Annotated in this window: 6 protein-coding genes; 5 read left to right on the plus strand and 1 reads right to left on the minus strand. The window is 74.3% G+C overall.

The window, feature by feature from the left end:
- The first annotated feature begins 113 nt into the window (after positions 1-113).
- Both ACQPZF_RS20005 and ACQPZF_RS20010 read left to right on the plus strand, forming a co-directional pair.
- A complete protein-coding gene (locus ACQPZF_RS20005; RefSeq protein WP_433274630.1) occupies positions 114-1,580 on the plus strand; it encodes a M28 family peptidase in 1,467 nt (488 codons plus the stop codon).
- Positions 1,581-1,612: 32 nt separating this feature from the next.
- Positions 1,613-3,112 (plus strand): M28 family peptidase, encoded by a 1,500-nt coding sequence (locus ACQPZF_RS20010; RefSeq protein WP_433273793.1) that lies wholly within the window; start codon positions 1,613-1,615, stop codon positions 3,110-3,112.
- 105 nt (positions 3,113-3,217) lie between these two features.
- Here ACQPZF_RS20010 and ACQPZF_RS20015 read toward each other — a convergent pair whose 3' ends face one another.
- A complete protein-coding gene (locus ACQPZF_RS20015; RefSeq protein WP_433273795.1) occupies positions 3,218-4,696 on the minus strand; it encodes a PLP-dependent aminotransferase family protein in 1,479 nt (492 codons plus the stop codon).
- Between the two features lie 462 nt (positions 4,697-5,158).
- Between ACQPZF_RS20015 and ACQPZF_RS20020 the strand changes: the two genes are divergently transcribed.
- Genes ACQPZF_RS20020 through ACQPZF_RS20030 form a run of 3 tightly spaced genes read left to right on the plus strand, consistent with a single transcriptional unit; the run spans position 5,159 to position 26,243 of the window.
- The gene (locus ACQPZF_RS20020) at positions 5,159-24,568 is read left to right on the plus strand and encodes a non-ribosomal peptide synthase/polyketide synthase (protein WP_433273797.1); all 19,410 of its coding nucleotides are present in this window, start codon (positions 5,159-5,161) and stop codon (positions 24,566-24,568) included.
- Entirely contained in the window at positions 24,565-24,783 is a 219-nt protein-coding gene (locus ACQPZF_RS20025) for an MbtH family protein (RefSeq protein WP_433273799.1), read from the plus strand. Before ACQPZF_RS20020 ends, ACQPZF_RS20025 begins: the two co-directional genes overlap by 4 nt.
- Positions 24,780-26,243 carry an MFS transporter gene (locus tag ACQPZF_RS20030; protein ID WP_433273801.1) on the plus strand — a complete coding sequence of 488 codons (1,464 nt, stop codon included), beginning with the start codon at positions 24,780-24,782 and terminating at the stop codon, positions 26,241-26,243. The genes ACQPZF_RS20025 and ACQPZF_RS20030 overlap by 4 nt, the downstream gene beginning before the upstream one ends.
- Positions 26,244-26,560: the final 317 nt, after the last annotated feature.

Here is a 26,560-nt window from a genome sequence, read left to right on the forward strand (position 1 = left end):
GGCGAGCGGTCGTCGGCGTGCCGGGAACCATTGTCCGCCGGCACGCGGTCGTCGTGCGCGGCGGTGCGTCGTTGTGCCTGCGTTTCGTTATCCCACAAGGAGTTTTCGTGCCTATGACCAAGTGGCGGCGGGCCGTGGTGTGCGGCGCCCTCGCCGTTGTGCTGGCGCCTGCCGCGTTGCCCGCCGGTGCGGCCGAGGCGTCGTTGGCCGATCGGCTGGTCCGGGATGTCACCGTGGACCAGGTGCATCGGCACCTCATCGCGTTCCAGCGGATCGCCGACCGCACCGGGGGCAACCGGGCCGCCCACACGGCCGGCTACGAGCAGAGCCTGGACTACATCGCCGAACGGCTGCGGTCGGCCGGGTTCGAGGTCGGCACGCCCTCGTTCACCTGGGACCGGGTGGCGGTCGACGCCGCCGCGGTGAGCGCGGGCGCGGTGCGGGCGGCGCCCACGCAGCTCGGCAACTCGCCGAACACCCCGGCCGGTGGTGTCAGCGGGACGCTGGTCGTGCCGCCGGTCGACGCCACACCGGGTTGTGAGGCGGCCGACTACGCCGGGCTGGAGTTGCGGGGCGGGGTGGCGCTGGTGCGGCGCGGCTCGTGCACGTTCACCCAGAAGCAGGTGGTCGCGGCCGACCTGGGCGCGGTCGCGGTGTTGGTGTACAACAACGTCAACGGACCCGGCCTGGGGCAGATCAACCCCGCGTCCGCACGGATACCGTCGGCCGGGTTGACCGCCGCCGAGGGCGCCGCGCTGTCGGCGGTCGCGGGCACGTCGGCCACGGTCGACATCCGCAACCACATCGAGCCCACGACGAGCCGGTACGTGGTGGCGCAGACCGCGACCGGGCGGACGGACAACGTGGTGCTGGCGGGCTCCCAAGTGGACAGCACCGACATCGGGCCCGGCATCAACGACACCGGCACCGGGGCCGCGGTCCTGTTGGAACTGGCGCTGAAGCTCGGCGCGCGGCCGAAGGTGGGCAACGCCGTGCGGTTCGCGTTCTGGGGCGCCGAGGGTTCGAACACGGCGGCCGGCGCGTACCTGCGGTCGCTGTCGTTCGAAGAGCAACTGGACATCGCGCTCTACCTGAACTCCAACTCGCTCGCCTCCACCAACGCCGGCTACTTCGTCTACGACGGCGACAACTCCGCCGGGTACGGGCGGATGCCGTACGGCTCGGCGCAGATCGAACGGGTCTTCGCGGGTTACCTGAACGGGCGGGGCATCCCCACCGAGGACACCAACTTCGACCGGGCCTGGGACCACACCCAGTTCATCACGGCGGGCATCCCGACCGGCGGCCTGTACGCGGGCTCGCACTTCGCCAAGACGCCCGCCCAGGTCGCGAAGTGGGGCGGCACGGCCGGTGTCTCGTTCGACCCGTGCCACCAGCAGCGCTGCGACCACCTCGGCAACGTCGACCGGACCGCGCTCGACCGCAACGCCGACGCGCTCGCCCACGTCACCGGGACCTACGCGACCTCGACCGAGGACGTCAACGGCGTGCCGCCCAGGGCGCAGCGGGCCGCTGCCCGGTCGGCCGTGACCAAGATCACCGCCGCCGAATCCCGTTAGCCGCACCTGATCTCACCGTGGAAGGGACATCCATGTTCGCAGCAACGAGGACACGTCGGGTCGCCGCCGTGGTCGGAGCGGCGGTGGTCGCGCTGGGGCTCGTCGCGCCCTCTGCCCAGGCGGCCGGGTCGCCGGCCGACAAGCTGGTCCGCGACGTCTCCGTGACCGACCTCAACCGGCACCTGATCGCGTTCCAGCGCATCGCCGACCGCAACGGCGGCACCAGGGCCGACCCGACGCCGGGCTTCCAGGAGACCGTCGGCTACGTGCGCGGCAAGCTGACCTCGGCCGGGTTCGACGTCCACGTGCAGGACTTCACCTACCAACGCCGGGTGATCGACGCGGCCGTCGTGCAGGTGGGCGCGACCAGAGCCGACCCGACACCGCTGGACGGCTCGCTGGACACCCCGGTCGGCGGCCTCACCGGTCCGCTGGCCGTGATCCCGCCCGACGACACGCCCGGCTGTGACGCCTCCGACTACGCCGGCCGGGACGTGCGGGGCGCGATCGTGCTGCTCAAGCGCGGTGTCTGCACGTTCACCGTGAAGCAGAACGTCGCCGCCGCGCTGGGCGCGAAGGCCGTCGTGGTCTACAACTACGCCGTCGGCAACGCGTTGGGCTACATGGACCCGGCGCAGGCCAAGATCCCGATCGTCATGGTCGGCATGGACGCGGGCGCGGCCCTGGTCACCCAGGACGGCGTGCCGGCCACGGTGGACGTCCGCCGGCACTACGAGCCGACGGTGTCCCGCAACCTCATCGCCCAGACCCGGACCGGCCGCACGGACAACGTGATCACGCTCGGCGGCCACCTGGACAGCTTCCGCGCCGGACCGGGCATCAACGAGAACGCCAGCAGCATCGCCACCGTCTTGGAGCTGGCGCTCAAGCTCGGCCCCGCGCCGGAGGTGGACAACGCGGTGCGGTTCGCGTTCTGGGGCGGCGACCCCGGCAACTCGGGCTCCGTCGGCTACCTGCCGACGCTGAGCTTCGAGGAGCAACTGGACATCGCGCTGTACCTGGACGTCCAGGCGGTCGGCTCGTCCAACGGCGGCTACTTCGTCTACGACGGCGACAACTCCGACGGGTTCGGCGTGATGCCGTACGGCTCGGCCCAGATCGAGCGGGCGTACCAGGCGTTCTTCGCGAGCCGGGGCATCCCGACCGAGGGCACCAACGTGGCCGGCGCGGGCGACTACTCGAACTTCATCGCGGCGGGCATCCCGACCGGCGGCCCGTACGCGGGCATCCAGCTCATCAAGACGCCTGCCCAGCAGGCGAAGTGGGGCGGCGTGGCGGGGCTGCCGTTCGACCCGTGCCACGACGCGGCGTGCGACAACCTCGGCAACATCGACCGCACGATCCTGCACACGAACGCGGACTCGATCGCCTTCGTGGCGGGGACTTATGCGATGTCGACCGAGGACGTCAACGGCGTGCCGTCGCGTGCGGCCCGTGCCAAGGCGCGGTCGGCGGCGCAGGCCACGGCCACGGCGCGGGGCACGGCCACTTCGGCGACCGTCGCCAGTTGAGCGAACCGGTGGTGGGACCGGATCTGCCGGTCCCACCACCGGTGTGCCGTGCCACCGGTTTGCCGTGTCGGTCCTCCGGTCCCACCACCGGTTCGTCGTGGCCGGTCAGACCGCGGAGTGCAGGGGCAGGCTGTCCGCGCCCCGGCGGTGCAGGTCCTGCCAGGCCCGGTTGAGTCGGTGGACCAGTTCGGTGAGTGTGGCTGCGGGCAGGGTGAACGGGAGGCGGATGAAGTTGTCGTGGCCGCCGGACGGGTCGGTCGCCGCGCCGGGCACGATCTCCACGCCGTGCCGTAGTGCGATCTGCGCGAACACCCGGGCGTCGGTGTCCGGCAGCTCGGCCCACAGTGCCGAGCCGCCGTCGGGCATCCGCCAGCACCAGTCCGGCAGGAACTCGGTCAGCAGCTCCCGCAGGTGCTCCAGCCGTGCGCGCATGACGACGGCCCGGTTGGCCACGATCTCGTCCAGCCGCGGCAGCACCCTGGCCGCCAGCGCCTGGTCCAGCACGGGGCCGGCCAGGTCGGCGCGGACCTTGTAGCGGGCCAGCCGTTCCACCACGTCGCGGGACGCGCGCAGCCAGCCGATCCGCAGCCCGCCCCAGGCTGCCTTGGCCAGCGAGCCGACGGTGAGCACCTCGCTGCGAGCCGGGGCGAACGCCGCGATCGGCGGCGGGATCGCCAGACCGCCCGTGCCGACCGACATGTACGCGTTGTCCTCCACCACGGGCACCTGGTGGCGGGCGGCGATCTCGGCCACCCGCCGGCGGCGGGCGGCCGACATCAGCAGGCCGGTCGGGTTGTGGAAGGTCGGCATCAGGTACAGCAGGGCCGGCTCGTGCTCCGCCAGCACGCGGGTCAGGCCGTCCACCCGGATGCCCTCCTCGTCCAGCGGCACCGACACCAGGGTCGCGCCGGCGGCCCGGAACACGTCCAGGCAGCCCGGCCAGCTCGGCTTCTCCACCACGACCACCGCGCCCGGCCGCAGGTACATCTGCGCCACCAGGCCCAGCGCCTGCTGCGCGCCCGTGGTGACCAACACCTGGTCCGGCGCGGTCGGCACGTCGAGCCGGTCGTAGTAGCGCGCGATCTCGTCCCGCAACGGCGGGTACCCGCGCGGGTACAGGCCGGTCTCGGCGAGCAGCAGGTCCAGCTCCTCGGCGACCAGCTCGCGGGTGATGCCGGCCAGTTCCGGCGCGGCGGGCTCCACCGCGAAGGACAGCGAGATCACCTCGCCCGGCCCGTCCACCAGGCGTTGGAAGATCGACGTGGCCCGACCACCCGGCACCCGGCCGTCCGCGCCGGCCCGCGGCCGGGGAGCGGTGCGGCTGACCCGCGTGCCGCTGCCCCGCCTGCTGTCCACCACTCCACGTCCGCGCAACTCGTCGTAGGCGGCGACGACCGTGGCGCGGCTGGTGTGCAGCAGCTTCGCCAGGTCACGCTCGGACGGCAGCCGCTCGGCGGGCCGCAGGTCACCCGCCCGCACCGCGCGAGCCAACGCCGAGGCGAGCCGCCGGTACAGCGGACCGCTGGTGCCCGCCCAGTCGCCGAGGATCTCCACCAGCTCGGCCGGATCCTGATAGCGCTCCATGCCCATCGCCCCCATGGCTCGTCGTGGAACGGCGTCAAGCTAGCCGCGCACTGCGGCCCGCCAAAGCGGCACGCCAGGACAACGCCCGGATGGCCGTACCAACCCAAACCGGCTAATGCCGTTCGGCACTCCCACTTCGCCCGTTCGGCCCCTTCCCCCTCGGCCTCCCGTTCGGCCCCCTCACCCCCAGCCCCCGTTCGGCCGCCCCACCCCAGGGTGAGGCCGCGTCGGTGTGTCGCGGCTCGTCTTCGGCCGATCACGCTTTTCGATCGGCCGAAGACGACCCGCGATGCGCCGACTCCCCGGCGGCCTCACCCCGCCGCGACGGAGTCGCGGCAATTAAATACAGTCCAGTTTCCCGGTGTTTGGCTCGGGTGGGCGGGGTCGGCCGGGAGACAGGCTGGGAGCCACCTGTGGGCCGCCGATCTGACCGGGCCCCGTCGATACCGGGACGGACTCCCCATGCGCTCCTCCGCCACGTGCCTCGGCAAGCTGTTCGCGGCCAGAGCCGCCGCCGACCCGTCCGCCACGGCCGTCGTCGCCGGCGCCGACCGCATCGACTACGCCACCCTGGACGCCCGGTCGTCCCGGCTGGCCCGGGTGCTGGCGGCCCGCGGGGCGGGGCCGGAGCGGGTCGTCGCGGTGGCGATGGGCCGCTCGGCCGACCTGATCGTGGCGCTGCTCGCGGTGGTCAAGTCGGGCGCGGCCTACCTGCCGCTGGACCCGTCCTACCCGGCGGCACGGCTCGCCGCGATGCTCGCCGTCGCACGGCCGGTGCTCGTGCTGACCGACCGGGCCACCGGGTTCGCCTCGGACCTGCCGACCATCGTGGTGGACGACCAAGCCGCGGGGCTCGTGTCGGGCTTGCCGACGATCGTGGTGGACGACCAGGCTGCGGGGCTCGTGTCCGATCAGTCGCCGTTCGTGCCCGGCGCGGGCTGGGACCATCCGGACCGGCTCTGCTACGTGATGTTCACGTCCGGCTCGACCGGCGAGCCCAAGGGCGTCGCGGTGACCGACGCCGACGTGGTCGCGCTGGCCACCGACTCGGCCTTCCGCGACGAGGCCCACCGTCGGGTGCTGGTGCACTCGCCGACGGCGTTCGACGCGTCCACCTACGAGGTCTGGGCGCCGCTGCTGGCCGGCGGCACGCTCGTGCTCGCGCCGCCCGGAGACCTGGACCTGGACGTGCTGGCCACGGCGATCAAGGACGGCGGCATCACCGCGCTGTGGCTGACCGCCGGCCTGTTCGCGCTGCTCGCGGCCGAGGACCCCGGCTGCCTGGCAGGAGTGCGGCAGGTGTGGGCGGGCGGCGACGTGCTGCCCGCCGAAGCGGTGCGGCGGGTGCGGCGGGTCTGCCCGGACACCGTGGTGGTCAACGGCTACGGGCCGACCGAGACGACGACGTTCGCCACCCGCCACGCGATCCCGGCGGACCGGCCGGTGCCGGACCCGGTGCCGATCGGGCGTCCGCTGGACGACGTGGCGGTCCACCTGCTCGACGCCGCGCTGCGGCCGGTCGCGGACGGCGAAACCGGCGAGGTCTACCTCGCGGGGGCCGGTCTGGCGCGGGGTTACCTGGGCCGGCCCGGTCCGACGGCGGAACGGTTCGTGGCGGTCCCGTTCGGGCCTCCGGGCAGCCGGATGTACCGGACGGGCGACCTGGCCCGGCGGCGACCGGACGGCGTGATCGAGTTCGCCGGGCGGGCCGACGGGCAGGTCAAGGTGCGCGGGTTCCGCATCGAGCCGGCCGAGATCGAGGGTGTGCTCGCCCGGCGGCCGGAAGTGGCCGGTGTGACCGTGGTCGCGCGGGAGGACCGGCCGGGGGACAAGCGGCTCGTCGCCTACGTCGTGCCGGACGGTCCGGTGACTGCCGAGGAGTTGACTGCCGAGGAGTTGACGGCCGCCGTCGCCGCCGTGCTGCCCGCGTACATGGTGCCGTCGGCGGTCGTGCTGCTCGATGCGATCCCGTTGACTGCCAACGGAAAGGTCGACCGTGGCGCATTGCCCGCACCTAGGGTGGCGGGTGGACGCGCGCCGCGTGACGAGCGCGAGTCGGCGTTGTGCGAGGTGTTCGCCGACGTGCTGGGTGCGACCGGGGTCGACGCGGACAGCGACTTCTTCGCCCTGGGCGGCCATTCGCTGGCCGCGATGCGGCTCGCCGGACGGCTGCGTGCGCGACTCGGTGTCGAAGTCGGTATGCGGGCGGTGTTCGAGCACCCCACGGTCGCGAAACTCGCCGCGCACCTGGCCGATGCGAAGACCGCGCTCCCGCCGTTGCGCCGCGCCGAACGGCCGGAGGTGCTGCCGGTGTCACCCGGTCAGCGCGGCCTTTGGTTCCTCAACCGGGTGAACCCCGACGACGCGAGCTACCACCTGCCGTTCGTGCTGCGGATGACCGGCGAACTGGACCGCGAGGCGCTGGGCCGTGCCCTCACGGACGTCGTCGCGCGGCACGAGGTCCTGCGGACCGTGTACCCCGAACGGGACGGGCTGCCGGTGCAGTCGGTGCTCGCCCCGCGGCCGGTGACCGTCGAAGTCGGGACCGACCTGGCCGAGGCCGCCGCGCGACCCTTCGACCTCACCACCGAGCCGCCGATCCGGGCGCACCTGTTCGCCGTGGACGCGGACACCCATGAGCTCTTGCTGGTGTTGCACCACATCGCGGCGGACGGGTGGTCGCTCGCGCCGCTGACCGCCGACCTGTCCACCGCCTACGCCGCCCGACGGGCGGGCCATGCTCCACAGTGGACAGACCTGCCGGTGCAGTACGCCGATTACGCGTTGTGGAAGCGGACGGGACCGGTGGACCACTGGCGGGACGCGCTCGCCGGGCTGCCCGAGGAGTTGCCGCTGCCGGTCGACCGTCCCCGCACGGCGGGCTCACCCGGCCGGACCCTCTCGTTCACGGTGCCCGCTTCGGCGCGTGACGGGCTTGCCGCGCTGGCCGCCGAGAGCGGCGCGAGCCTGTTCATGGCCCTGCACGCGGCGGTGGCGGCGCTGCTGTCGCGGTTGAGCGGTGGCACGGACATCCCCATCGGCACCGCGGTGGCGGACCGGGGCGACGGGGCGTTGGACGACCTGGTCGGGTTTTTCGTCAACACGCTCGTGCTGCGGCTGGACACCGGTGGCGAGCCCACGTTCCGCGACCTGCTGGGACGGGCGCGGGCGGCCGACCTGACCGCGTTCGCGCAGCCGGACGTGCCGTTCGAGAAGCTGGTGGAGGAGCTGAACCCGGCCCGTGCGGTCGGCCGGCACCCGCTGGTGCAGACGCTGCTGGTGTTGCAGAACGTGCCCGACCCCGTGGCGGACCTGCCGGGCCTGCGGGTGGAGACCAGGCTGGAGCCGCTGCGCACGGCGCGGTTCGACCTGGCATTCACCTGTGCCGAACGGCCGGACGGCATCACCGGCCTGCTGGAGTACCGCAGCGACCTGTTCGACCACGGCACGGCGGTCACGCTGGCGGACCGGCTGGTGCGGCTGCTGGAGCGCGCCGTGGCCGAGCCGGACGTGCCGGTGGCGGCGCTCGACCTGTTCGACCCGGCGGGGGAGCGGGACCGTGTGCTGGCGCTCGGTCGGGGAGACGTCTACGACCTGCCCGGAACGTGTCTCGTGAGTCGTCTGCGGGACGTAGCCGGCACGAATGCCGACCGGCCCGCGCTGGTGTGCCAAGACGTGTCGTGGACGTATGGCGAGCTGAACCGGCGTGCCAACCGACTCGCGCACGAGCTGATCGCGCGCGGTATCGGGCCGGACACCAGCGTCGCGGTGGCGCTGCCGCGCTCGGCGGAACTGGTGATGGCGCTGCTCGCGGTGCGCAAGACGGGCGCTGCCTACGTGCCGATCGATCCCGACCACCCCGCCGACCGCATCCGCCACGTCCTCGAAGACGCCCGACCCGCGCTCGTCCTCAGGCCCGTTCCCGACGCGGCCACAGCCGGCTCGGAGCCGGCAGGGGTCGCCGTGGCCACAGCCGGCTCGAAGGTGGTCGGGGTCGCCGTGGGCGCTCTCGGCGAGGCGGAGTTGGCGGTGGGGGACTTCCCCGACCGGCCCGACACCGATCCCACCGATGCCGACCGCACGCGTCCCGTGCACGGCGCGGACCCGGCCTACGCGATCTACACGTCGGGCTCGACCGGCAAGCCGAAGGGCGTTGTCGTACCTGCCGACGCGTTGCACAACTTCCTGATCGCGATGGCGCGCCGGTTCCCGCTCGACCGGAATGACACCCTCGTCGCCGTCACGACCGCCGCGTTCGACATCGCCGCACTGGAAGTGTTCCTCCCCTTGCTCTCGGGCGCACGGATCGTCGTCGCCCCGCGTGACGTGGTGCGCGACCCGAAAGCACTCGCCGACCTGATCACGTCGGCCGGGGCGACGATCGTGCAGGCCACGCCGTCGCTGTGGCAGGCGCTGGTCGCCGAAGCGCCGGACGCCGTGCGCGGGCTGCGCGTGCTGGTGGGCGGTGAGGCGTTGCCGCCCGCACTGGCGGAACGGCTGCGCGACCTGGCGGTCGACGTCACCAACCTGTACGGCCCCACCGAAACGACGGTGTGGTCCACCGCGCTGCTGCTGGACGACAAGCCGGTGTCCATCGGCGAGCCCATCGACAACACCCGGGTCCACGTGCTGGACCGGCGGCTGAGGCCGGTGCTGCCCGGAACGGTCGGCGAGCTGTACATCGGCGGACTCGGTCTGGCGCGCGGCTACCACGGGAGGCCGGGGTTGACCGCCGAACGGTTCGTCGCCGACCCGTTCGGCGAGCCGGGCGACCGGCTCTACCGGACCGGCGACCTGGCCCGCTGGGCGCCCGACGGCCGCTTGGAGTACCTGGGCCGGGTCGACCACCAGGTCAAGATCCGGGGTTTCCGGGTCGAACTCGGCGAGATCGAAGCGGTCCTCGCCGGTCACCCGGACGTGGCGGGCGCGGCGGTGGTCCTGCACGACCAGGTGCTGGTGGCGCACGTCGTGGCCGACCCGGAGGTGGACCGCGAGTCGGTGCGCGCCCGCGTGGCGGCGGCGCTGCCCGACTACATGGTGCCCGCCGCTTTGGTGGTGCACGAGGCGTTTCCGTTGACACCCAACGGGAAGCTGGATCGCGCCGCGCTGCCCGCGCCCGATGGCGGCGCGTGGGCGTCGACGGCTCGCGAACGTCCTCGCGACCCGCGTGAAGAGATCCTGTGCGAGCTGTTCGCGGAAGCTCTGGGCCGTGAGGTCGGGGTGGCGGACGACTTCTTCGCATCGGGTGGGCATTCCCTGCTGGCGGTCCGGCTGGTGGGGCGGATCGCGGCCGTCTTCGGCGTCGACATCCGGGTACCGCACCTGTTCGAGACGCCCACGGTGGCGGGCCTGGCCAAGCGGCTGGGTGGCCGGGCCGCCGCGCCGCCGCGCCGGATGGCCCGCCCGGCGGAGGTGCCGCTGTCGTTCACCCAGCAGCGGATGTGGCTGCTCAACCGGTTCGAGGACGCGGGCGCGCTCTACAACATGCCGCTGGTGCTGCGCCTGTCCGGACCGCTGGACGTGCCCGCGTTGCGGAAGGCGTTGACCGATGTCGCCGGGCGGCACGAGGTGCTGCGCACGACGTTCCCGGAACGCGACGGACGCCCGTCGCAGCACGTGCTCGACCCGGTGGAAGGCGCTCCACCGCTGGAAATCCTGACCGCCGACGAGTCCGGAGTGGACGAACTGGTGCGGGCGGAGGCGCGGCGGTCGTTCGACCTCACCGTCGACACGCCGTTGCGCGCGCACCTGTTCGAGGTGGGGCCGGAGGAACACGTCCTGCTGCTGGTGTTGCACCACATCGCGGGTGACGGCCCGTCGACCGGCCCGCTGACCCGTGACCTGTCGACCGCCTACGCGACACGACTGTCCGGAAACAGTCCACAATGGACTGATCTGCCGGTCCAGTACGCGGATTACACGCTGTGGCAACGGGAACTGCTGGGCGAGGAGTCGGACCCGGACAGCGTGCTGTCCGCGCAGCTCGACTACTGGCGCGGTGCGCTCGACGGCCTGCCCGAAGCCCTGGACCTGCCCACCGACCGCGCCCGCCCCGCGACGCCGGGCAACCAGGGCGGCACCGTGCCCGTCGACATCGGCCCCGAGCTGCACCAGGCGTTGGCGGCGGTGGCCCGCGAGCACGGCGCCACCGTGTTCATGGTGCTCCAGGCCGCGGTGGGCGCGCTGCTGACCAGGCTCGGGGCGGGCACGGACATCCCGCTCGGCAGCCCGGTCGGCACCCGCGCCGACCGCGTGCTGGACGACGTGGTCGGCTTCTTCGTCAACACGTTCGTGCTGCGCGTCGACACCTCGGGCGACCCGGCGTTCGCCGACCTCCTGGGGAGGGTGCGATCGGCCGATGTCGGCGCGTACGCCCACCCGGACGTGCCGTTCGAGAGGCTGGTGGACCGGCTCGCCGGGGACCGCGGCCGGGCCCGGCACCCGCTGTTCCAGGTGTTCCTGGCGTTCCAGCCGGAACTGGAGGCCGAACTCGACCTGCCCGGCCTGACCGGGCACCTGAGCATGCCACCGGTCGGCGTCAGCCGCTTCGACCTGACCTTCGACCTGGCGGAACGGCCCGCGCACGGCGGCGTGTCGGGGGTGCTGGAGTTCAGCGCGGACCTGTTCGACCGGTCCACCGCCGAGCGGATCGCGGACCGGTTCACCCGGCTGCTCGCGGCGGCGGTCGAGGACCCGGCGCGGCGGATCGGCGACCTCGACCTGCTCAGCCCGGGGGAACGCGACCTGGTGGCCCGCCGCTGGGTCACCTCGGGCGTGGACCCGGCCGCGCCGAGCACCCTGCCCGACCTGGTGACCGCGCAGGCGCACCGCACGCCCGACGCCCTGGCCGTGGTGGCGGAGTCCGGCGGGGTGGAGCTGACCTACCGCGCCCTCAACGAACGCGCCAACGCGTTGGCGCACCGGCTGATCGCGCTGGGCGCGGGACCGGACCGGCTGGTGGGCCTGGCGGTCCCGAGGTCGGCGGACCTCGTGGTGGCGTGGCTGGCGGTGCTCAAGTCGGGCGCGGCGTACGTGCCGATCGACCCCGCCTACCCGGCCGACCGGATCGGCTTCATGCTCGCCGACGCGTCGCCCGCGCTGCTGATCACCGCCGAGGGTGTGGACTTCCCGGCGGGCGAGGTCCCCCTGGTGCTGGTGGGCCCGGAGCCGGGCTCGTCCGCCGACCCCTCGAACGCCGACCGGACCCGGCCGATCACCGTCGACGACGCCGCGTACGTCATCTACACCTCCGGCTCGACCGGGCGGCCCAAGGGCGTCGTGGTGACGCACCGGGGCGTGGCCGGGATGGTCCGGTCGCACGTCGAGAAGCTCGACATCGGGGTGGGGAGCCGGTTCCTGCTGGCCGTGTCCATCGCGTTCGACGTGTCGATGGCCGACATCACCATGGCGCTGTCCACCGGGGCCACTCTGGTGCTGCCCGCGCCGGACAAGCAGGTCGCGGGTGACGAGCTGGCCGGGCTCATCGACCGGCACGGGATCACCCACACGGACCTGGTGGCGGCCGTCCTGGCGTCGCTGCCTGACCGGGAGCTGCCCTCGTTGCGCGGCCTGATCGTGGGCGGGGAGGCGTGCTCGGCCGACCTGGCGGCCCGGTGGGCTCCCGGACGCACCCTCGTCCACGTCTACGGCCCCACCGAGTCCACGGTCGTCGCCACGATGAGCGCCCCGGCCAGCGGAGCCGCCGCGCCGCCGATGGGCCGGCCCATCCCCGGCACCCGCGCCTACGTGCTCGACTCGGCGCTGCGGCCGATGCCGGTGGGCGTGCCGGGTGAGCTGTACCTGGCCGGTGACGGCGTCGCGCGCGGCTACCTGCACCGCCGGGGGCTGACCGTCGAACGGTTCGTGGCCGACCCGTACGGCGTGCCGGGCAGCCGGATGTACCGGACCGGCGACGTGGTGCGCTGGCGTGGCGACGGGAACCTGGAGTTCGTCGGGCGGGCCGACCAGCAGGTGAAGATCCGGGGTTTCCGGGTCGAGCTGGGCGAGGTGGAGAGCGTGCTGGCCCGGCACCCGGACGTGGCGCGGGTGGCCGTGGTCGCCGGGCAGGACCGGGCCGGCCGGCGGCGGCTGTTCGGCTACGTCGTGCCCCGGCCCGGCCGGACCGCCGACCCCGCGCGGGTGCGCGAGCACGCCGCCGCGAGCCTGCCGGACTACATGGTGCCCGCCGCCGTCGTGGTGCTCGACCGGTTCCCGTTGAGCCCCAACGGGAAGCTCGACCGGGCGGCGCTGCCGATCCCGGACCTCGGCGCGGGCGGCTCGGGCCGTCCGCCGCGCACGCCCCGCGAGGCGCTGCTGTGCGAGCTGTTCGCCGAGGTGCTGGACGTTCCCGCGGTCGGCGTGGACGACAACTTCTTCGAGCTGGGCGGGGACAGCATCGTCTCCATCCAGCTCGTCAGCCGGGCCCGCGCGGCGGGGCTCGCGTTCAGCCCGCGCCAGGTGTTCGAGCACCGCACCGTGGCACGGCTGGCCGCCGTCGCGGTCGCCGCCGCCGACTCGGCCGAAGCGCCGGACGCCGGGATCGGCGACGTGCGGCCGACGCCGATCGTGCGCTGGCTGGCCGGGCGGGGCGGGCCGGTGGACGCGTTCCACCAGTCGGCGCTGCTGCGGGTGCCCGCCGAGCTGGGGGAGCGGCGGCTGGTCGACGCCGTGCAGACCCTGCTCGACCACCACGACGTGCTGCGGGCCCGGATCGCCACCGACCGTCCGGAGTGGACGATCACGGTGCCGCCGCGCGGCGCGGTCCGGGCGGCGGACTGCGTGCGCCGGGTCCGGGTGTTCGACCTGGACGAGGAGACCTTGGCGGAGCACACCGGGCAGGCCGCCGCCGAGCTGTCGCCGGCGGACGGGCACCTGGTGCGGGTGGTGTGGTTCGACGCCGGGCCGGACCGGCCGGGACGGCTGCTGGTGTGCGTGCACCACCTCGTCGTGGACGGGGTGTCGTGGCGGATACTGCTGCCCGACCTCGCCGAGGCATGGCGCACGCCCGGAGCGGCCCTGCGGCCGGTCGGCACGTCGTTCCGGCGGTGGGCCGAGCGGCTGGCGGAACGGGCCGACGCCGCGGAGACGGCAGCGGAACTGCCGCACTGGCAGCAAGTCACGGCCACACCCGACCCGCCGCTGGGCGACCGCGACCTCGATTCCGCGCGGGACGTCGTCGCCGGTGGCCGCACCGTCACGCTGACCCTGCCGGCCGCGACCACCGGGCCGCTGCTGACCACCGTGCCCGCCGCGTTCCACGCGGGCGTGGAGGACGTGCTGGTCACCGGCCTCGCCTCGGCGCTCGCGAAGTGGCGGGACGGCCGGGACGCCGTGCTGCTGGACCTGGAGAGCCACGGCCGGGAGGAGTTCGCGGACGGCATCGACCTGTCCCGGACCGTCGGCTGGTTCACGTCGATCGCGCCCGTGCGGCTCGACGTCGCCGACCCCGATCCGGGCCGGCTGCTCAAGCGGGTCAAGGAGAGCCTGCGGGCCGCCGCCGACCGGGGCCTGTCGTTCGGGCTGCTGCGCCACCTCAAGGGCCACGACTTCCCGACGCCGCGGGTGGAGTTCAACTACCTCGGCCGGTTCGCGGTGGCCGACCACACCGACTGGGCCCCGGAACGGGCGCTGGGCGGCGCGGAGGACCCGCGCACCCCGTTCGCGCACGAACTGGAGATCAACGCGGTCACCGAGGACCGGCCGGACGGCCCCCGCCTGGTGGTCGAGCTGACCTGGCCGGGCGACCTGCTGGCCGAGGACGACGTGCGCGCGCTCGGCGCGCTGTGGTTCCGCGCGCTGGCGGAGCTGTCCCGGCTGACCGGCGGCGGCCACACCCCGTCGGACTTCCCGCTGGTGCGGCTGACCCAGGCCGAGGTGGACCGGCTCGACGCCGCGACGCCGGGCCTGACCGACGTGTGGCCGCTGAACCCGTTGCAGGAGGGCGTGCTGTTCCACGCCCTCTACGACGACGGCCGCGACGCCTACACCACGCAGTTCGTCGCCGACCTCGCCGGACCGCTCGACCCGGAGGTGCTGCGCCGGTCCGCGCGGGCGCTGCTGGACCGGCACCCGAACCTGCGGGCGGCGTTCCGCGCCGACACCGAGCGGCCGGTCCAGGTGATCGCCGCCGACGTCCCGCTGCCGTGGCGGCAGGTCGACCTGCCCGCCGACCCCGACGCCGTGCTGGCCGCCGACCTCGCGACCCGGTTCGACCCCGCGGTGCCGCCGCTGATCCGGTTCACGCTGCTGCGCCTGCCCGACCGGTGGCGGCTCGCCATCACCAGCCAGCACGTGCTGCTCGACGGCTGGTCGATGCCCGTGCTGCTGCGCGAGCTGGCCGGGCTGTACGCGGCGGGCGGCCACGACACCCTGCCGCCCGCCCCGCCGTACCGCGCCTACCTGGACTGGCTGTCCCGCCGCGACCGGGACGCCGCCGGCCGGGCCTGGGCGGAGCTGCTGTCCGGCGTGGACGAGCCGACGCTCGTCGCGCCGGGCGTCGGGAGCGGCGTGCCCACCGAGCCGGTGGAGACGACGCTGGACGAGGCCGCCACCGAGCGGATCGCCGTGCTCGCCCGCCGCTGCGGCGCGACCGTGAACACCGTCGTGCAGGCCGCGTGGGCGCTCACCCTGGGCGTGTTGACCGGCCGGGACGACGTGGTGTTCGGCACGACCGTCGCGGGCCGCCCGCCGGAGGTGCCCGGTGCGGAGCGGATGGCGGGGTTCTTCCTGGACACCGTGCCGGTGCGGGTGCGGCTGGACCCGGCGCGGCCGGTCGAGGACCTGGTCGCCGCGCTCCAGGACCAGTTGGCGCGGGCGGCCGAGTTGCCGGGGCTGGGGCTGACCGAGATCGCCCGGCTGGCCGGGCTGAGCGAGCTGTTCGACACGCTGACCGTGTTCGAGAACTACCCCGATCCGGGCGAGTCGGCGTTCGGCGACGTGCGCGTGCTGGCGGCGGACGGCGTGGACGCCATCCACTACCCGCTCGGACTGGCCGCCGTGCCGGGGCCGCGCCTGCTGCTGCGGGTGTGCCACCGCCCCGACGTGTTCACCGCCGACCAGGCGCGGGAGGTCGCCGACCGGCTCGTGCGGCTGCTCACCGCGATGGCCGACGACCCGGCCCGCGTGATCGGGGCGCTGGACCCGCTGGCGCCCGGCGAGCGCGTCCGGCTGCTGGAGGAGTGGAACGCGACCGGCGAGCCGGCCGTGCCGGTGCTGCTGCCCGACCTGGTGACCCGCCAGGCCGCGGCGACGCCGGACGTGGTCGCCGTCGAGTGCGGTGCCGACCACCTGACCTACGGCGAGCTGGACCGGCGGGCCAACCGGGTGGCGCACCACCTCCGGTCGCTCGGCGCGGGACCTGAGCGGCTGGTCGCGCTGGCGCTGCCCCGTTCGGTGGACCTGCTCGTCGGGTGGCTCGCGGTGCTCAAGACCGGGGCCGCGTACGTGCCGGTCGACCTGGCGCACCCGGCCGAGCGGATCGCGGCCTTGCTGGCGGACGCCGCGCCGTTGGTGGTAGTGGACGGCGACCTGTCGGCCGATCCCGCCGTCGCCGAATCGCCGGACACCGACCCGGACCGCTCGGGCGTGACGCCGGACAACGCCGCGTACGTCATCCACACGTCGGGCTCGACCGGCAAGCCGAAGGGCGTCGTGGTCACGCATCGCGGCGTGGCCGGGATGGTGCGGTCGCACGTCGAGCGACTCGGCCTCGGTGTGGGCGACCGGTTCCTGCTCGCGGTGTCCATCGCGTTCGACGTGTCCATGGCCGACATCGCGATGACGTTGTCGACGGGCGCGACCCTCGTGCTGCCTCCGCCGGGCGCGCGGCAGGCCGGCGACGAGCTGGCCGACCTGCTCGAACACGGCCGCGTTACGCACACCGACCTGGTCACGTCGATGCTGGCCTCGCTGCCGGACCGGGACCTGCCCGCGTTGCGGGGCGTGGTGCTCGGCGGCGAGTCGGCGTCGGCGGAACTGGTCGGCCGGTGGGCTCCGGGCCGTGACCTGATCCACGTGTACGGCCCCACCGAGACCACGGTGGTGGCGACCATGACCGAGCCGCTGCGGCACGCGGAGGCCCCGCCGATCGGCCGACCGCTGCCGCACGTCCGCGCGTACGTGGTGGACTCGGCGCTGCGGCCGGTGCCGGCGGGTGTCGCGGGTGAGCTGTACCTGGCGGGCGACGGCGTGGCGCGCGGCTACCTGAACCGGCCGGCGCTGACCGCCGAGCGGTTCGTGGCCGACCCGTTCGGGCGTCCGGGCAGCCGGATGTACCGGACCGGCGACGTGGTGCGGTGGCGGGCGGACGGGCGGCTGGAGTTCGTCGGCCGGGCCGACCGGCAGCTCAAGGTCCGGGGCTTCCGGATCGAGCCGGGCGAGGTCGAGGCGGCGCTGCTCGCGCACGACGCGGTGGGCGCGGCGGCGGTCGTGGCGGTGGACGGCGCGCTGGCCGCGTACGTCGTGCCGGCCGGCGGGCACGCGGTGGACCCGGCGGCGCTGCGGACGTTCGCCGCCCGCGGCCTGCCCGACCACATGGTGCCCGCCGCCGTCGTGGTGCTCGACCGGCTTCCGCTGAGCGCCACTGGAAAGCTCGACCGGGCGGCGCTGCCGAAGCCGGACCTGTCCGCGTCGGCCGGTGGCCGCCCGCCGCGCACGCCGGGTGAGGAGATCGTCTGCGCCTTGTTCGCCGACGTGCTCGGCCTGCCCCGGATCGGCGCGGACGACGACTTCTTCGCCCTGGGCGGCCACTCGCTGCTGGCGACCAGGGTGATCAGCAAGCTGCGGGCGGCGCACGGCGTGGACCTGACGATCGGGGCGCTGTTCGACGCGCCGACCGCCGCCGGGCTGGCCGCGCGGCTGGACGCCGCCGTGGCCGGTGCGGGCCCGGTCCGGCCGCCGGTGACCGCCGTGCGGCGGCCGGACCGGGTTCCGCTGTCGTTGGCGCAGCGGCGGCTGTGGCTGCTGGACCGGCTGGGGTCGGCCGGCACGTACAACGTGCCGATCGCCCTGCGGCTGCGGGGGAAGCTGGACCGTGGTGCGCTGTCGGCGGCCGTGGCGGATGTCGTCGCGCGACACGAGGTGCTGCGGACGTTGCTACCCGAGGCCGACGGCGAGCCGTACCAGTTGGTCACGGACGCCACCGTGGAGCTTGACGTCCGGCAAGTGTCCGAAGTGGACCTGCCGGAGGCGTTGAGCGCGGCCACCGCCGAGCCGTTCGACCTGGCTTCGGCCCCGCCGCTGCGGGCGATCCTGTACGCGTTGGGCGCGGAGGAGCACGTTCTGCTGCTCGTGCTGCACCACATCGCGGGTGACGCGGCGTCCGTTCCCGTGCTGCTGCGCGATCTCGCCGCCGCACATCGTGCCCGAGTGGTCGACGCTAGTCCACAGTGGACAGACAAGTCGATCGAGTACGCGGATTACGCGCTGTGGCAGCGGGAACACGTCGAACCGGACCTCGGCCGGCAGGCGGAGCACTGGCGGACGGCGTTGGCCGGGCTGCCGGAGGCGTTGACCCTGCCGGTGGACCGGCCCTACCCGGCGACCGGCGGCGGACGGGTCGGCTCGGTCGCGTTCGAGCTGCCGGGACAGCACGAGGAGGTCGCCAAGCTGGCCGGCCGGAGCCAGGTCAGCGCGTTCATGGTGCTGCACGCCGCCCTCGCGGCGCTGCTGACCAGGATGGGCGCGGGCGAGGACATCCCGATCGGCTCGCCGATCACCACCCGCCCGGACGAGGCCTTGGACGACGTCGTCGGGTTCTTCCTCAACACGGTGGTGCTGCGGGTGGACACGGCGGGCGACCCGACGTTCCGCACCCTGCTGGACCGCGTGCGGAAGGCGGACCTGGCCGCGTACGCCCACCGGGACCTGCCGTTCGAGCGGCTGGTCGACCTGCTCAACCCGCCGCGCTCGGCGTACCGCCACCCGCTGTTCCAGGTGATGCTGGTGGTCGTCGGCGAGGACGGCGACCTGCCCGCGCTGCCGGGCCTGGAGGTCACGGCCGAGCAGGTCGCCGCCACCGCCGCCCGCTTCGACCTCACCGTCCGGTGCGTGCTGCACCGGGACGCCGACGGACGGCCGACCGGGATCACCGGCGCGGTCGAGTACCGGACCGACGTGTTCGACCAGGCCACGGCCGCCGCGTTCGGCGACCACCTGTCCCACCTGTTGACCGCCGCGCTGACCGACCCGGACCGGCCGATCGGGTCGCTGGAGGTGCTCGACGCGGACGAGCGCCGCGCGCTGACCGCACCGTGGCACCCTCTCGGCGGCCCACTGCTGCCCGAGTCGGTCGCCGCGCAAGCCGACCGCACCCCGGACGCGGTCGCGGTGGTCGACGGCGCCACCGAACTCACCTATGCCGAACTCGACGCGGCGGCCAACCGGCTGGCGCGGTGGCTGATCGCGCGCGGCGCGGGCCCCGAACGGCTGGTCGCGGTGTCCCTGCCCCGGTCGGCGGCGCAGGTCGTGGCGCTGCTCGCGGTGGTCAAGTCGGGTGCCGCCTACCTGCCGCTGGACCCGGACCTGCCCGCCGCGCGCAAGGCGACGCTGCTGCGTGCCGAGCCGCTGCTCGTGCTCACGTCGTTGCCCGCGACCGACACCTTCGACCCCGGCCCGGTCACCGACGCCGACCGGACGACGCCGCTGCTGCCCCGACACCCCGTCTACGTCATCCACACGTCCGGCTCCACCGGCACGCCCAAGGGCGTCGTGATCGAGCACCGTTCGCTGGCCGGGTACCTGAATCGGGCACGTGAGACGTACTCCGGGCTGGACGGGGCCGTCGTGGTGCACTCGCCGGTCTCGTTCGACCACACGGTGACCGCGCTGTGGACGCCACTCACCGTCGGTGGCCGGCTGCACCTGGCGGCCTTGGACGCGGACCTCGTGGTGCGCCCGACGTTCCTCAAGGCCACCCCGAGCCACCTGCCCCTGCTGGCGGCCCTTCCCGACACCGCCGCGCCCACCGCCCAGTTGATGCTCGGCGGCGAGGCGTTGTCGGCGGCGGATCTGGCGTCGTGGCGGGCCCGACACCCGGACGTGCCGGTGGTGAACGTGTACGGGCCGACGGAGGTGTGCGTCAACTGCACCGAGCACCACGTTCCGCCGGGCGAGCCGTTGTCCGGCGCCGTGCCGATCGGACGGCCCCACTCGTATGCCGCGGTGCGCGTGCTGGACGCGGCCCTGCGGCCGGTGCCGTCCGGTGTGGTCGGCGAGCTGTACGTGGCGGGGGAGGGTTTGGCGCGCGGGTACCTGGGCGATCCGGTCCGCACCGCCGAACGCTTCGTGCCCGACCCGTACGGCCCGGCGGGAACCCGGATGTACCGGACCGGCGACCTGGCGGTCCGCCGCGCGGACGGCGTCCTGGTGTTCGCCGGCCGCGCCGACGACCAGCTTTCCCTGCGTGGACACCGGATCGAGCCGGGCGACGTGGTGGCCGCGCTGCTCACCGACCCGGCCGTGACCCAGGCCGCCGCGGTGGTCCGCGAGGACAGCCCGGGTGATCAACGCCTGGTCGCCTACGTGGTGCCGGCGGACCGGGCCGAGTCGGGTCGGGTGTCGGTGGGTGGGCTTGGTCAGGCGTCGCCCGGCGGGCTCGACCCGGTGGCGTTGCGCACGCGGGTGGGCGAGACCCTGCCCGGCTACATGGTGCCGTCCGCGATCGTGGTGTTGGACGCGCTCCCGTTGACGCGCAACGGGAAGCTCGACCACCGGGCCCTGCCGGAGCCGGGCCGCGCCACCCTCGGGCACGGCACCGCCGCCACCCCGCTGGAACAGGCCGTGGCGGAGGTGTTCGCCGCTGTGCTGGGCGTCCCCGAAGTCGGCCCCGACGAAGGGTTCTTCGACCTGGGCGGGCACTCGCTGCTCGCGATCCGGGTCGTGGCGCGGGTGCGCGAGGTGTTCGGCGTGGACCTGGGGATGCGGGCGTTGTTCGAGACGCCCACGGTCGCCGGGCTCGCCGCACGGATCGCCGCCGCCGAAGCCGCCACCCGCCCGACGCCCCGGCGGATGGCGAGGCCCGCCCGGATTCCGCTGTCCCACGCCCAACGCAGGCTGTGGTTCCTCAACCGCCTGGACGACGGCAACGGCGTCTACCACGTGCCGACCGCACTGCGCCTGCGCGGACCGCTGGACCGCGCGGCCCTGCGAGAAGCCCTGGGCGACCTGGTGCGCAGGCACGAACCGCTGCGCACGGTCTTCCCCTCGGCGGACGGCGAGCCGCACCAGGTGGTGCTGCCCGCCTTCGTGCCGGACCTGCCCGTGGTCCCGGTCGCCGAGCCGGACCTGGCCGCGGCGCTGGCGGCGACCACCGCGGTGCCGTTCGACCTGGCGGACAGCCCGCCGCTGCGCGCCCGGCTGTTCCACCTCGGCCCGGACGACCACGTGCTGCTCGTCGTCGTCCACCACATCGCCACGGACGGCTGGTCGACCGGACCGCTCACCGGCGACCTGGCCACCGCCTACCGGTCCCGGCTCGCCGGCGAGCGTCCACAGTGGACCGGACTCCCGGTGGACTACGCCGACTACACCCTCTGGCAGCACGTCGTCCTCGGCACGGAGGACGACCCGACCAGCCCGCTGGCCGACCAGCTCGCGTACTGGCGCACCGCGCTGGCCGGCCTGCCCGACCGGCTCGACCTGCCGCTGGACCGCCCGCGACCGGCCACCGCCGACACCCGCGGCGACCGGGTGCCGCTGGAGCTGGACCCGGAGACCCACCGGCGGCTCGCCCGGTTCGCCCGTGAGCAGCAGGCCAGCGTGTTCATGGTGGCGCACGCCGCGCTGGCCGCCCTGCTGTCCAGGATGGGCGCGGGCGCGGACATCCCCATCGGCACGCCGGTCGCCGGACGCACCGACAACGCGCTGGACGACCTGGTCGGGTTCTTCGTCAACACCCTCGTGCTGCGCCTGGACACCGGTGGCCGCCCGAGCCTGCGCGAGCTGGTGCGCCGTGCGCGGGACGCCGATCTGGCCGCGTACGCGCACCAGGACGTCCCGTTCGAGCGCCTGGTCGAAGCCCTCAACCCGAGCCGATCGCCCGCGCACCACCCGTTGTTCCAGGTGATGCTGGTGCTGGGCGCGGGCGAACCGGACGCCGTCGAGCTGCCCGGATTGACCGTCGAGCTGTGGGAAGTCGGCGGCGGCACCGCCAAGTACGACCTGTCGCTCCTCCTCGGCGAACGGGCGGACGGCGCGCTGACCGGCGCTTTCGAGTACCGGACCGCGTTGTTCGACCGGGAGACCGTCGCCGGCCTCGCGGCCCGGTTCACCGGCCTGCTCGGTGCGGCGCTGGCCGAGCCGGATCGGCCGTTGACGTCCATCGACATCACCACGCGGGATGATCGCGCAGCGCTCGCGCACGCCGGACGGGGCGATCGTCTGCCGATCGCGAGAGCTACCGTGTCGGAGCTGTTCAAGGCGGTCGCCACCGCGAACCCGGACGCCGTCGCGATCACCAGCGGCGAGACCCGGGTGACCTACGCCGAACTGGACCTCCGGGCCGGACGGCTGGCGCGTGAGCTGAAGTCCCGTGGCGCGGGGCCGGAACGGTTGGTGGCGCTGGACCTGCCGCGCTCGGTGGAGCTGATCGTCGCGCTGCTGGCCGTGGTGAAGACGGGCGCGGCCTACCTGCCGCTGGATCCGGGCCAGCCGCCCGCCCGGCGGGACGAGGTGCTGGCCATCGCCGACCCGGTGCTGGTGCTCGGACCGGACTGGCCGATATCCGTTCCGCCGTCGCCGGAAGCGGGCCACGACCCGGATCCGGTCGGTCACGGCGATCGGCTGTGCTACGTCATGTTCACCTCGGGGTCGACCGGTGAGCCGAAGGGGGTCGCGGTCACCGACGCGGATGTGGTCGCGCTGGCAACGGATTCCGCGTTCCGCGACGAAGCCCACCGGCGCGTGCTGGTGCACTCGCCCACGGCGTTCGACGCGTCGACCTACGAGGTCTGGGTGCCGCTGCTGTCCGGTGGCGAACTGGTGCTCGCCCCGCCCGGCCCGCTGGACGCCGCCGCCTACGCCGAGTTGCTGACCACGTCCGGTGTGACGGCCGCGTGGCTCACTGCCGGGCTGTTCACGCTGCTCGCGCAGGAGGTCCCGGCGGGTTTCGCCGCGCTGCGCGAGGTGTGGGCGGGTGGTGACGTGGTGCCGCCGGACGCGGTGCGGCGGGTGCTGGCGGTGTGCCCGGACCTGACCGTGGTCAACGGCTACGGGCCGACCGAGACCACGACGTTCGCGACGCGCCACCGGGTGGAGCGGGTCGACGGTGACGTGGTGCCGATCGGTCGTCCGCTGGACAACACCGACGTGCGGGTGCTCGACGCGGAACTCAACCCGGTGCCACCCGGGGTGTTGGGCGAGCTGTTCGTGGCGGGTGCCGGGCTCGCCCGCGGGTACCTGGGCAGGCCGTCGGACACCGCGCAGCGGTTCGTGGCCGATCCCGCCGGTCCGCCCGGCGCCCGGATGTACCGGACCGGTGACCTGGCGGTGGTCCGGCGGGACGGTGTGGTGGTGTTCGCGGGACGGGCCGACCAGCAGGTGAAGCTGCGCGGGTTCCGGATCGAGCCGGCCGAGGTGGAGGCGCGGCTGGTGGAGCACCCCGACGTGACCGCCGCCGCCGTGGTGGTGCGGGAGGATCGGCCGGGCGACCGGCGGCTGGTCGCCTACGCGGTGGGTGCACATCGCCGCGACCACGGGCGCGATCACCGCGGGCTCGACCCGGAGGCGTTGCGCGGCCACCTCTCCCGCGCGCTGCCGGCGTACGCGGTGCCCTCGGCCGTGGTGCCGCTGGACGCGCTTCCGTTGACGCCCAACGGAAAGGTGGACCGCCGCGCGCTGCCCGCCCCCGAGTACACGGCACGCGGCCGGGAGCCGCGCACCGAGGCCGAACGGGTGCTCTGCGCGTTGTTCGCCGAGGTGCTGGGCGTGCCCGAAGTGGGCGCGGACGACGGGTTCTTCGAGTTGGGCGGGCATTCGCTGCTGGCGGTGTCGCTGATCGGGCGGGTGCGGGCCGCGTTCGGCGCGGACCTCGGGATCCGGGAGTTGTTCGAAGCGCCGACGCCGGGCGGGCTCGCGCGGCGGATCGGGTCCGCCGCGGGCGACCCGTTGGCGGAAGTGCTGCCGTTGCGGGCGTCCGGTGAGGGGGCGCCGCTGTTCTGCGTGCACCCCGGCGCGGGTATCGGCTGGTCCTATGCCGGTCTGCTGCGTGATCTCGACCGGCCGGTGTACGCGTTGCAGGCGCCCGGTCTGACCGGGCCGCAGCCGGCGGGCATCGGGGAACTGGCCGCGCGGTTCGCCGCCCGGATCAGGGACGTGCGGCCGGACGGGCCCTACCACCTGCTCGGCTGGTCGTTCGGTGGTGTCGTGGCGCACGCGGTGGCGGTCGCGTTGCGGGCCGACGGCGCGGAGGTCGCGTCGTTGACGCTGCTGGACGCCTACCCGGCCAGGCCGGGCGAGCAGCCGCCGACCCTGTCCGAAGGGCAGAACCGGCAGGCGGTGCTGGCCTCCCTCGGCCACGTCGGTCCGGACGCCCGGCTCACCCGCGCCGACGCCGTGGCGGTGTTGCGGGCGGCGGGCAGCCCGGTCGCCGAGCCGGCCGCCGTGGCCGCCGTGGAACGGGTGTTCGCCGCCAATCTCGCGTTGCGGGCCCGCCACGTGCCGCAGCGGTTCGACGGTGACGTGCTGTTCTTCACCGCCACCGAGGGCAAGACCGCCGACGCCCCGACCGCCGACGTGTGGCGGCCCTGGGTGGCGGGGCGGATCACCGACCACCCCATCCCGGTCGAGCACGGCGCGCTGACCGGACCACACGCCCTGGCGCGGCTCGGCCCGGTGCTGGCCGCGTGGCTGACCGAAGCGGAGGAGATCCCGAGATGACCAATCCGTTCGAGGACCGGGACGGCGACTACCTGGTGCTGGTGAACGAGGAGGGCCAGCACTCGCTGTGGCCGGCCTTCCTGGAGGTGCCCGAGGGCTGGGCCGTCGCCCACGACCGGGACACGCGGGAGGCGTGCCTGGAGTACGTCGAGCGCAACTGGGTGGACATGCGTCCCCGGAGTCTGATCGATGCCATGACACCCGGCCCGGCGTGACCGCCGTGCCGGGGCGGCGCTCGTGGAGCGTCCTGGTGGCGCTGTGCCTCGGGCAGTCGCTGGTGCTGCTCAACTCGACGGTGGTGAACGTCGCCGTCCCCGCCCTGTCCGCCGAACTCGGCGCCACGCTGGACGCGGTGCTGTGGGTGGTCAGCTCCTACGTCGTGGTGGTCACCGGCCTGCTGCTGGTGACCGCCCGGCTGGGCGACCTGGTGGGGCACAAGCAGATGTACCTCGCCGGCGTCGCGGTGTTCACCGCGGCGTCGGCGTTCTGCGGGCTGGCGCAGTCGCCGGGGCAGCTCATCGCCGCCCGGATCGCGCAGGGCGTGGGCGCGGCGATGCTGTCGCCGCAGTCGCTGTCGATGATCACCCACCTCTTCCCGCCGGAGCGGCGCGGGGCCGCGTTCGGGGTGTGGGGCGCGTTCGCCGGGGTGTCGGTGGCGGTCGCGCCGAGTGTCGGCGGGCTGCTGGTGTCCTGGCTGGACTGGCGGTGGGTGTTCCTGGTCAACGTGCCTGTCGGGCTGATCGCGCTGGTCGCCGCGGCGGTGCTGGTGCCGCTGGTGCCGGTCGAGGGCGGGCGGCGGCTGGACGTGTCCGGCACCGTCCTGGTCACGGTGGCGTTGTTCCTGATCAGCTTCGCGCTGATCGAGGGCGAGCCGCGAAGCTGGGGCGCGGTGTGGGGACCGGTCACCGTGCCGGTGCTGCTGGGCGCGGGCGTGCTCGCCCTGGTCGGTTTCGTGCTGGTGCAGCGGGTCAAGCAGGACCGCGACCCGCTGGTGCCGTTCACGGTGGCGCGGGACCGCGACTTCGTGCTGATGAGCGCGGTGTCGGCGGCCATCGCCTGCGGGGTGGGCGGCACGCTGTTCCTGGTGCTGCTGCACCTCCAGCTCGCGCTGGGGATGAGCGCGCTGGCGGCGGGACTGGTGGTGGCGGTCGCGCCGGCGGTGTCGGCGCTGGCCTCGCCGCTGGCGGGCAGGCTGACCGACCGACTGGACGGCCGGTTGGTGCTCGCGGCCGGGCTCGCCTTCACCGCGCTCGGCGCCGGGTGGCTGGCGCTCGTGCTGCGCCCGGACGCGCGCTGGCCGGTGCTGGTGGCCCCGCTGCTGGTGTTCGGCTTCGGCATGGGCGTGGTGTTCTCGCCGGCCGGGGCGATCGCGATGCGCGGCGTGCCGCCGGGTCTGTCCGGCGCGGCCTCCGGGCTGTTCAACCTGGCGCGGATGAGCGGGACGGCGGTCGGCGGCGCGGCGGTCGGCGCGCTGTTGCAGGCTCGGCTCGGCCGGTCCGGGGACGACCTCGCGGCCGTCCCGCCCGACGCGCTGGGCGACGCCGTGCGCTCGGCGTTCGCGCTGCCGGTGCTGGTACTCGTCGTGGGCATCGGGCTGGCGATGGCGGCCAGACCGCGCCCCTCGCCCGACACCGGGCCCGTGCCGGCGCGTGCGGACGGCAGCCCGGCAAGATAACCGACAACGGCCCCCTCGGGGGTCGTTGTTCTATTTTGGGGCAAAAATTCACCTGCTCGGGCCAACGAGTTTTCGGCGACGCATTGTTCCGGTGCGCTTCGGCGGCTAATGCGCGGCAGGTCGGCGGTCACCCGGTGGGGTCGACACGGCACTATGGGTTAAGCTTACCATTCGGTATTTAGCGGGTCGGCCGCAGGCTATTCGTCGCTGTGGTGGAATCGCCCGCCCCGTACGGGCGGTCATAGCGAAATCCAATGGGCCCCATGGGTTCTGGTTCGGGCTTTCGGCGGCACCCCCGGCCGGGGTCGGCGGCGCTA

Source organism: Actinosynnema sp. CS-041913, assembly GCF_050942485.1.
Lineage (GTDB): Bacteria > Actinomycetota > Actinomycetes > Mycobacteriales > Pseudonocardiaceae > Actinosynnema.

What these genes read in the sequence shown, in the direction of transcription:
- ACQPZF_RS20005 (WP_433274630.1), top strand. Translation starts at nt 114, where the DNA reads ATGACCAAGTGGCGGCGGGCCGTGGTGTGCGGCGCCCTCGCCGTTGTG.
- ACQPZF_RS20010 (WP_433273793.1), top strand. Translation starts at nt 1,613, where the DNA reads ATGTTCGCAGCAACGAGGACACGTCGGGTCGCCGCCGTGGTCGGAGCG.
- ACQPZF_RS20015 (WP_433273795.1), bottom strand. Translation starts at nt 4,696, where the DNA reads ATGGAGCGCTATCAGGATCCGGCCGAGCTGGTGGAGATCCTCGGCGAC.
- ACQPZF_RS20020 (WP_433273797.1), top strand. Translation starts at nt 5,159, where the DNA reads ATGCGCTCCTCCGCCACGTGCCTCGGCAAGCTGTTCGCGGCCAGAGCC.
- ACQPZF_RS20025 (WP_433273799.1), top strand. Translation starts at nt 24,565, where the DNA reads ATGACCAATCCGTTCGAGGACCGGGACGGCGACTACCTGGTGCTGGTG.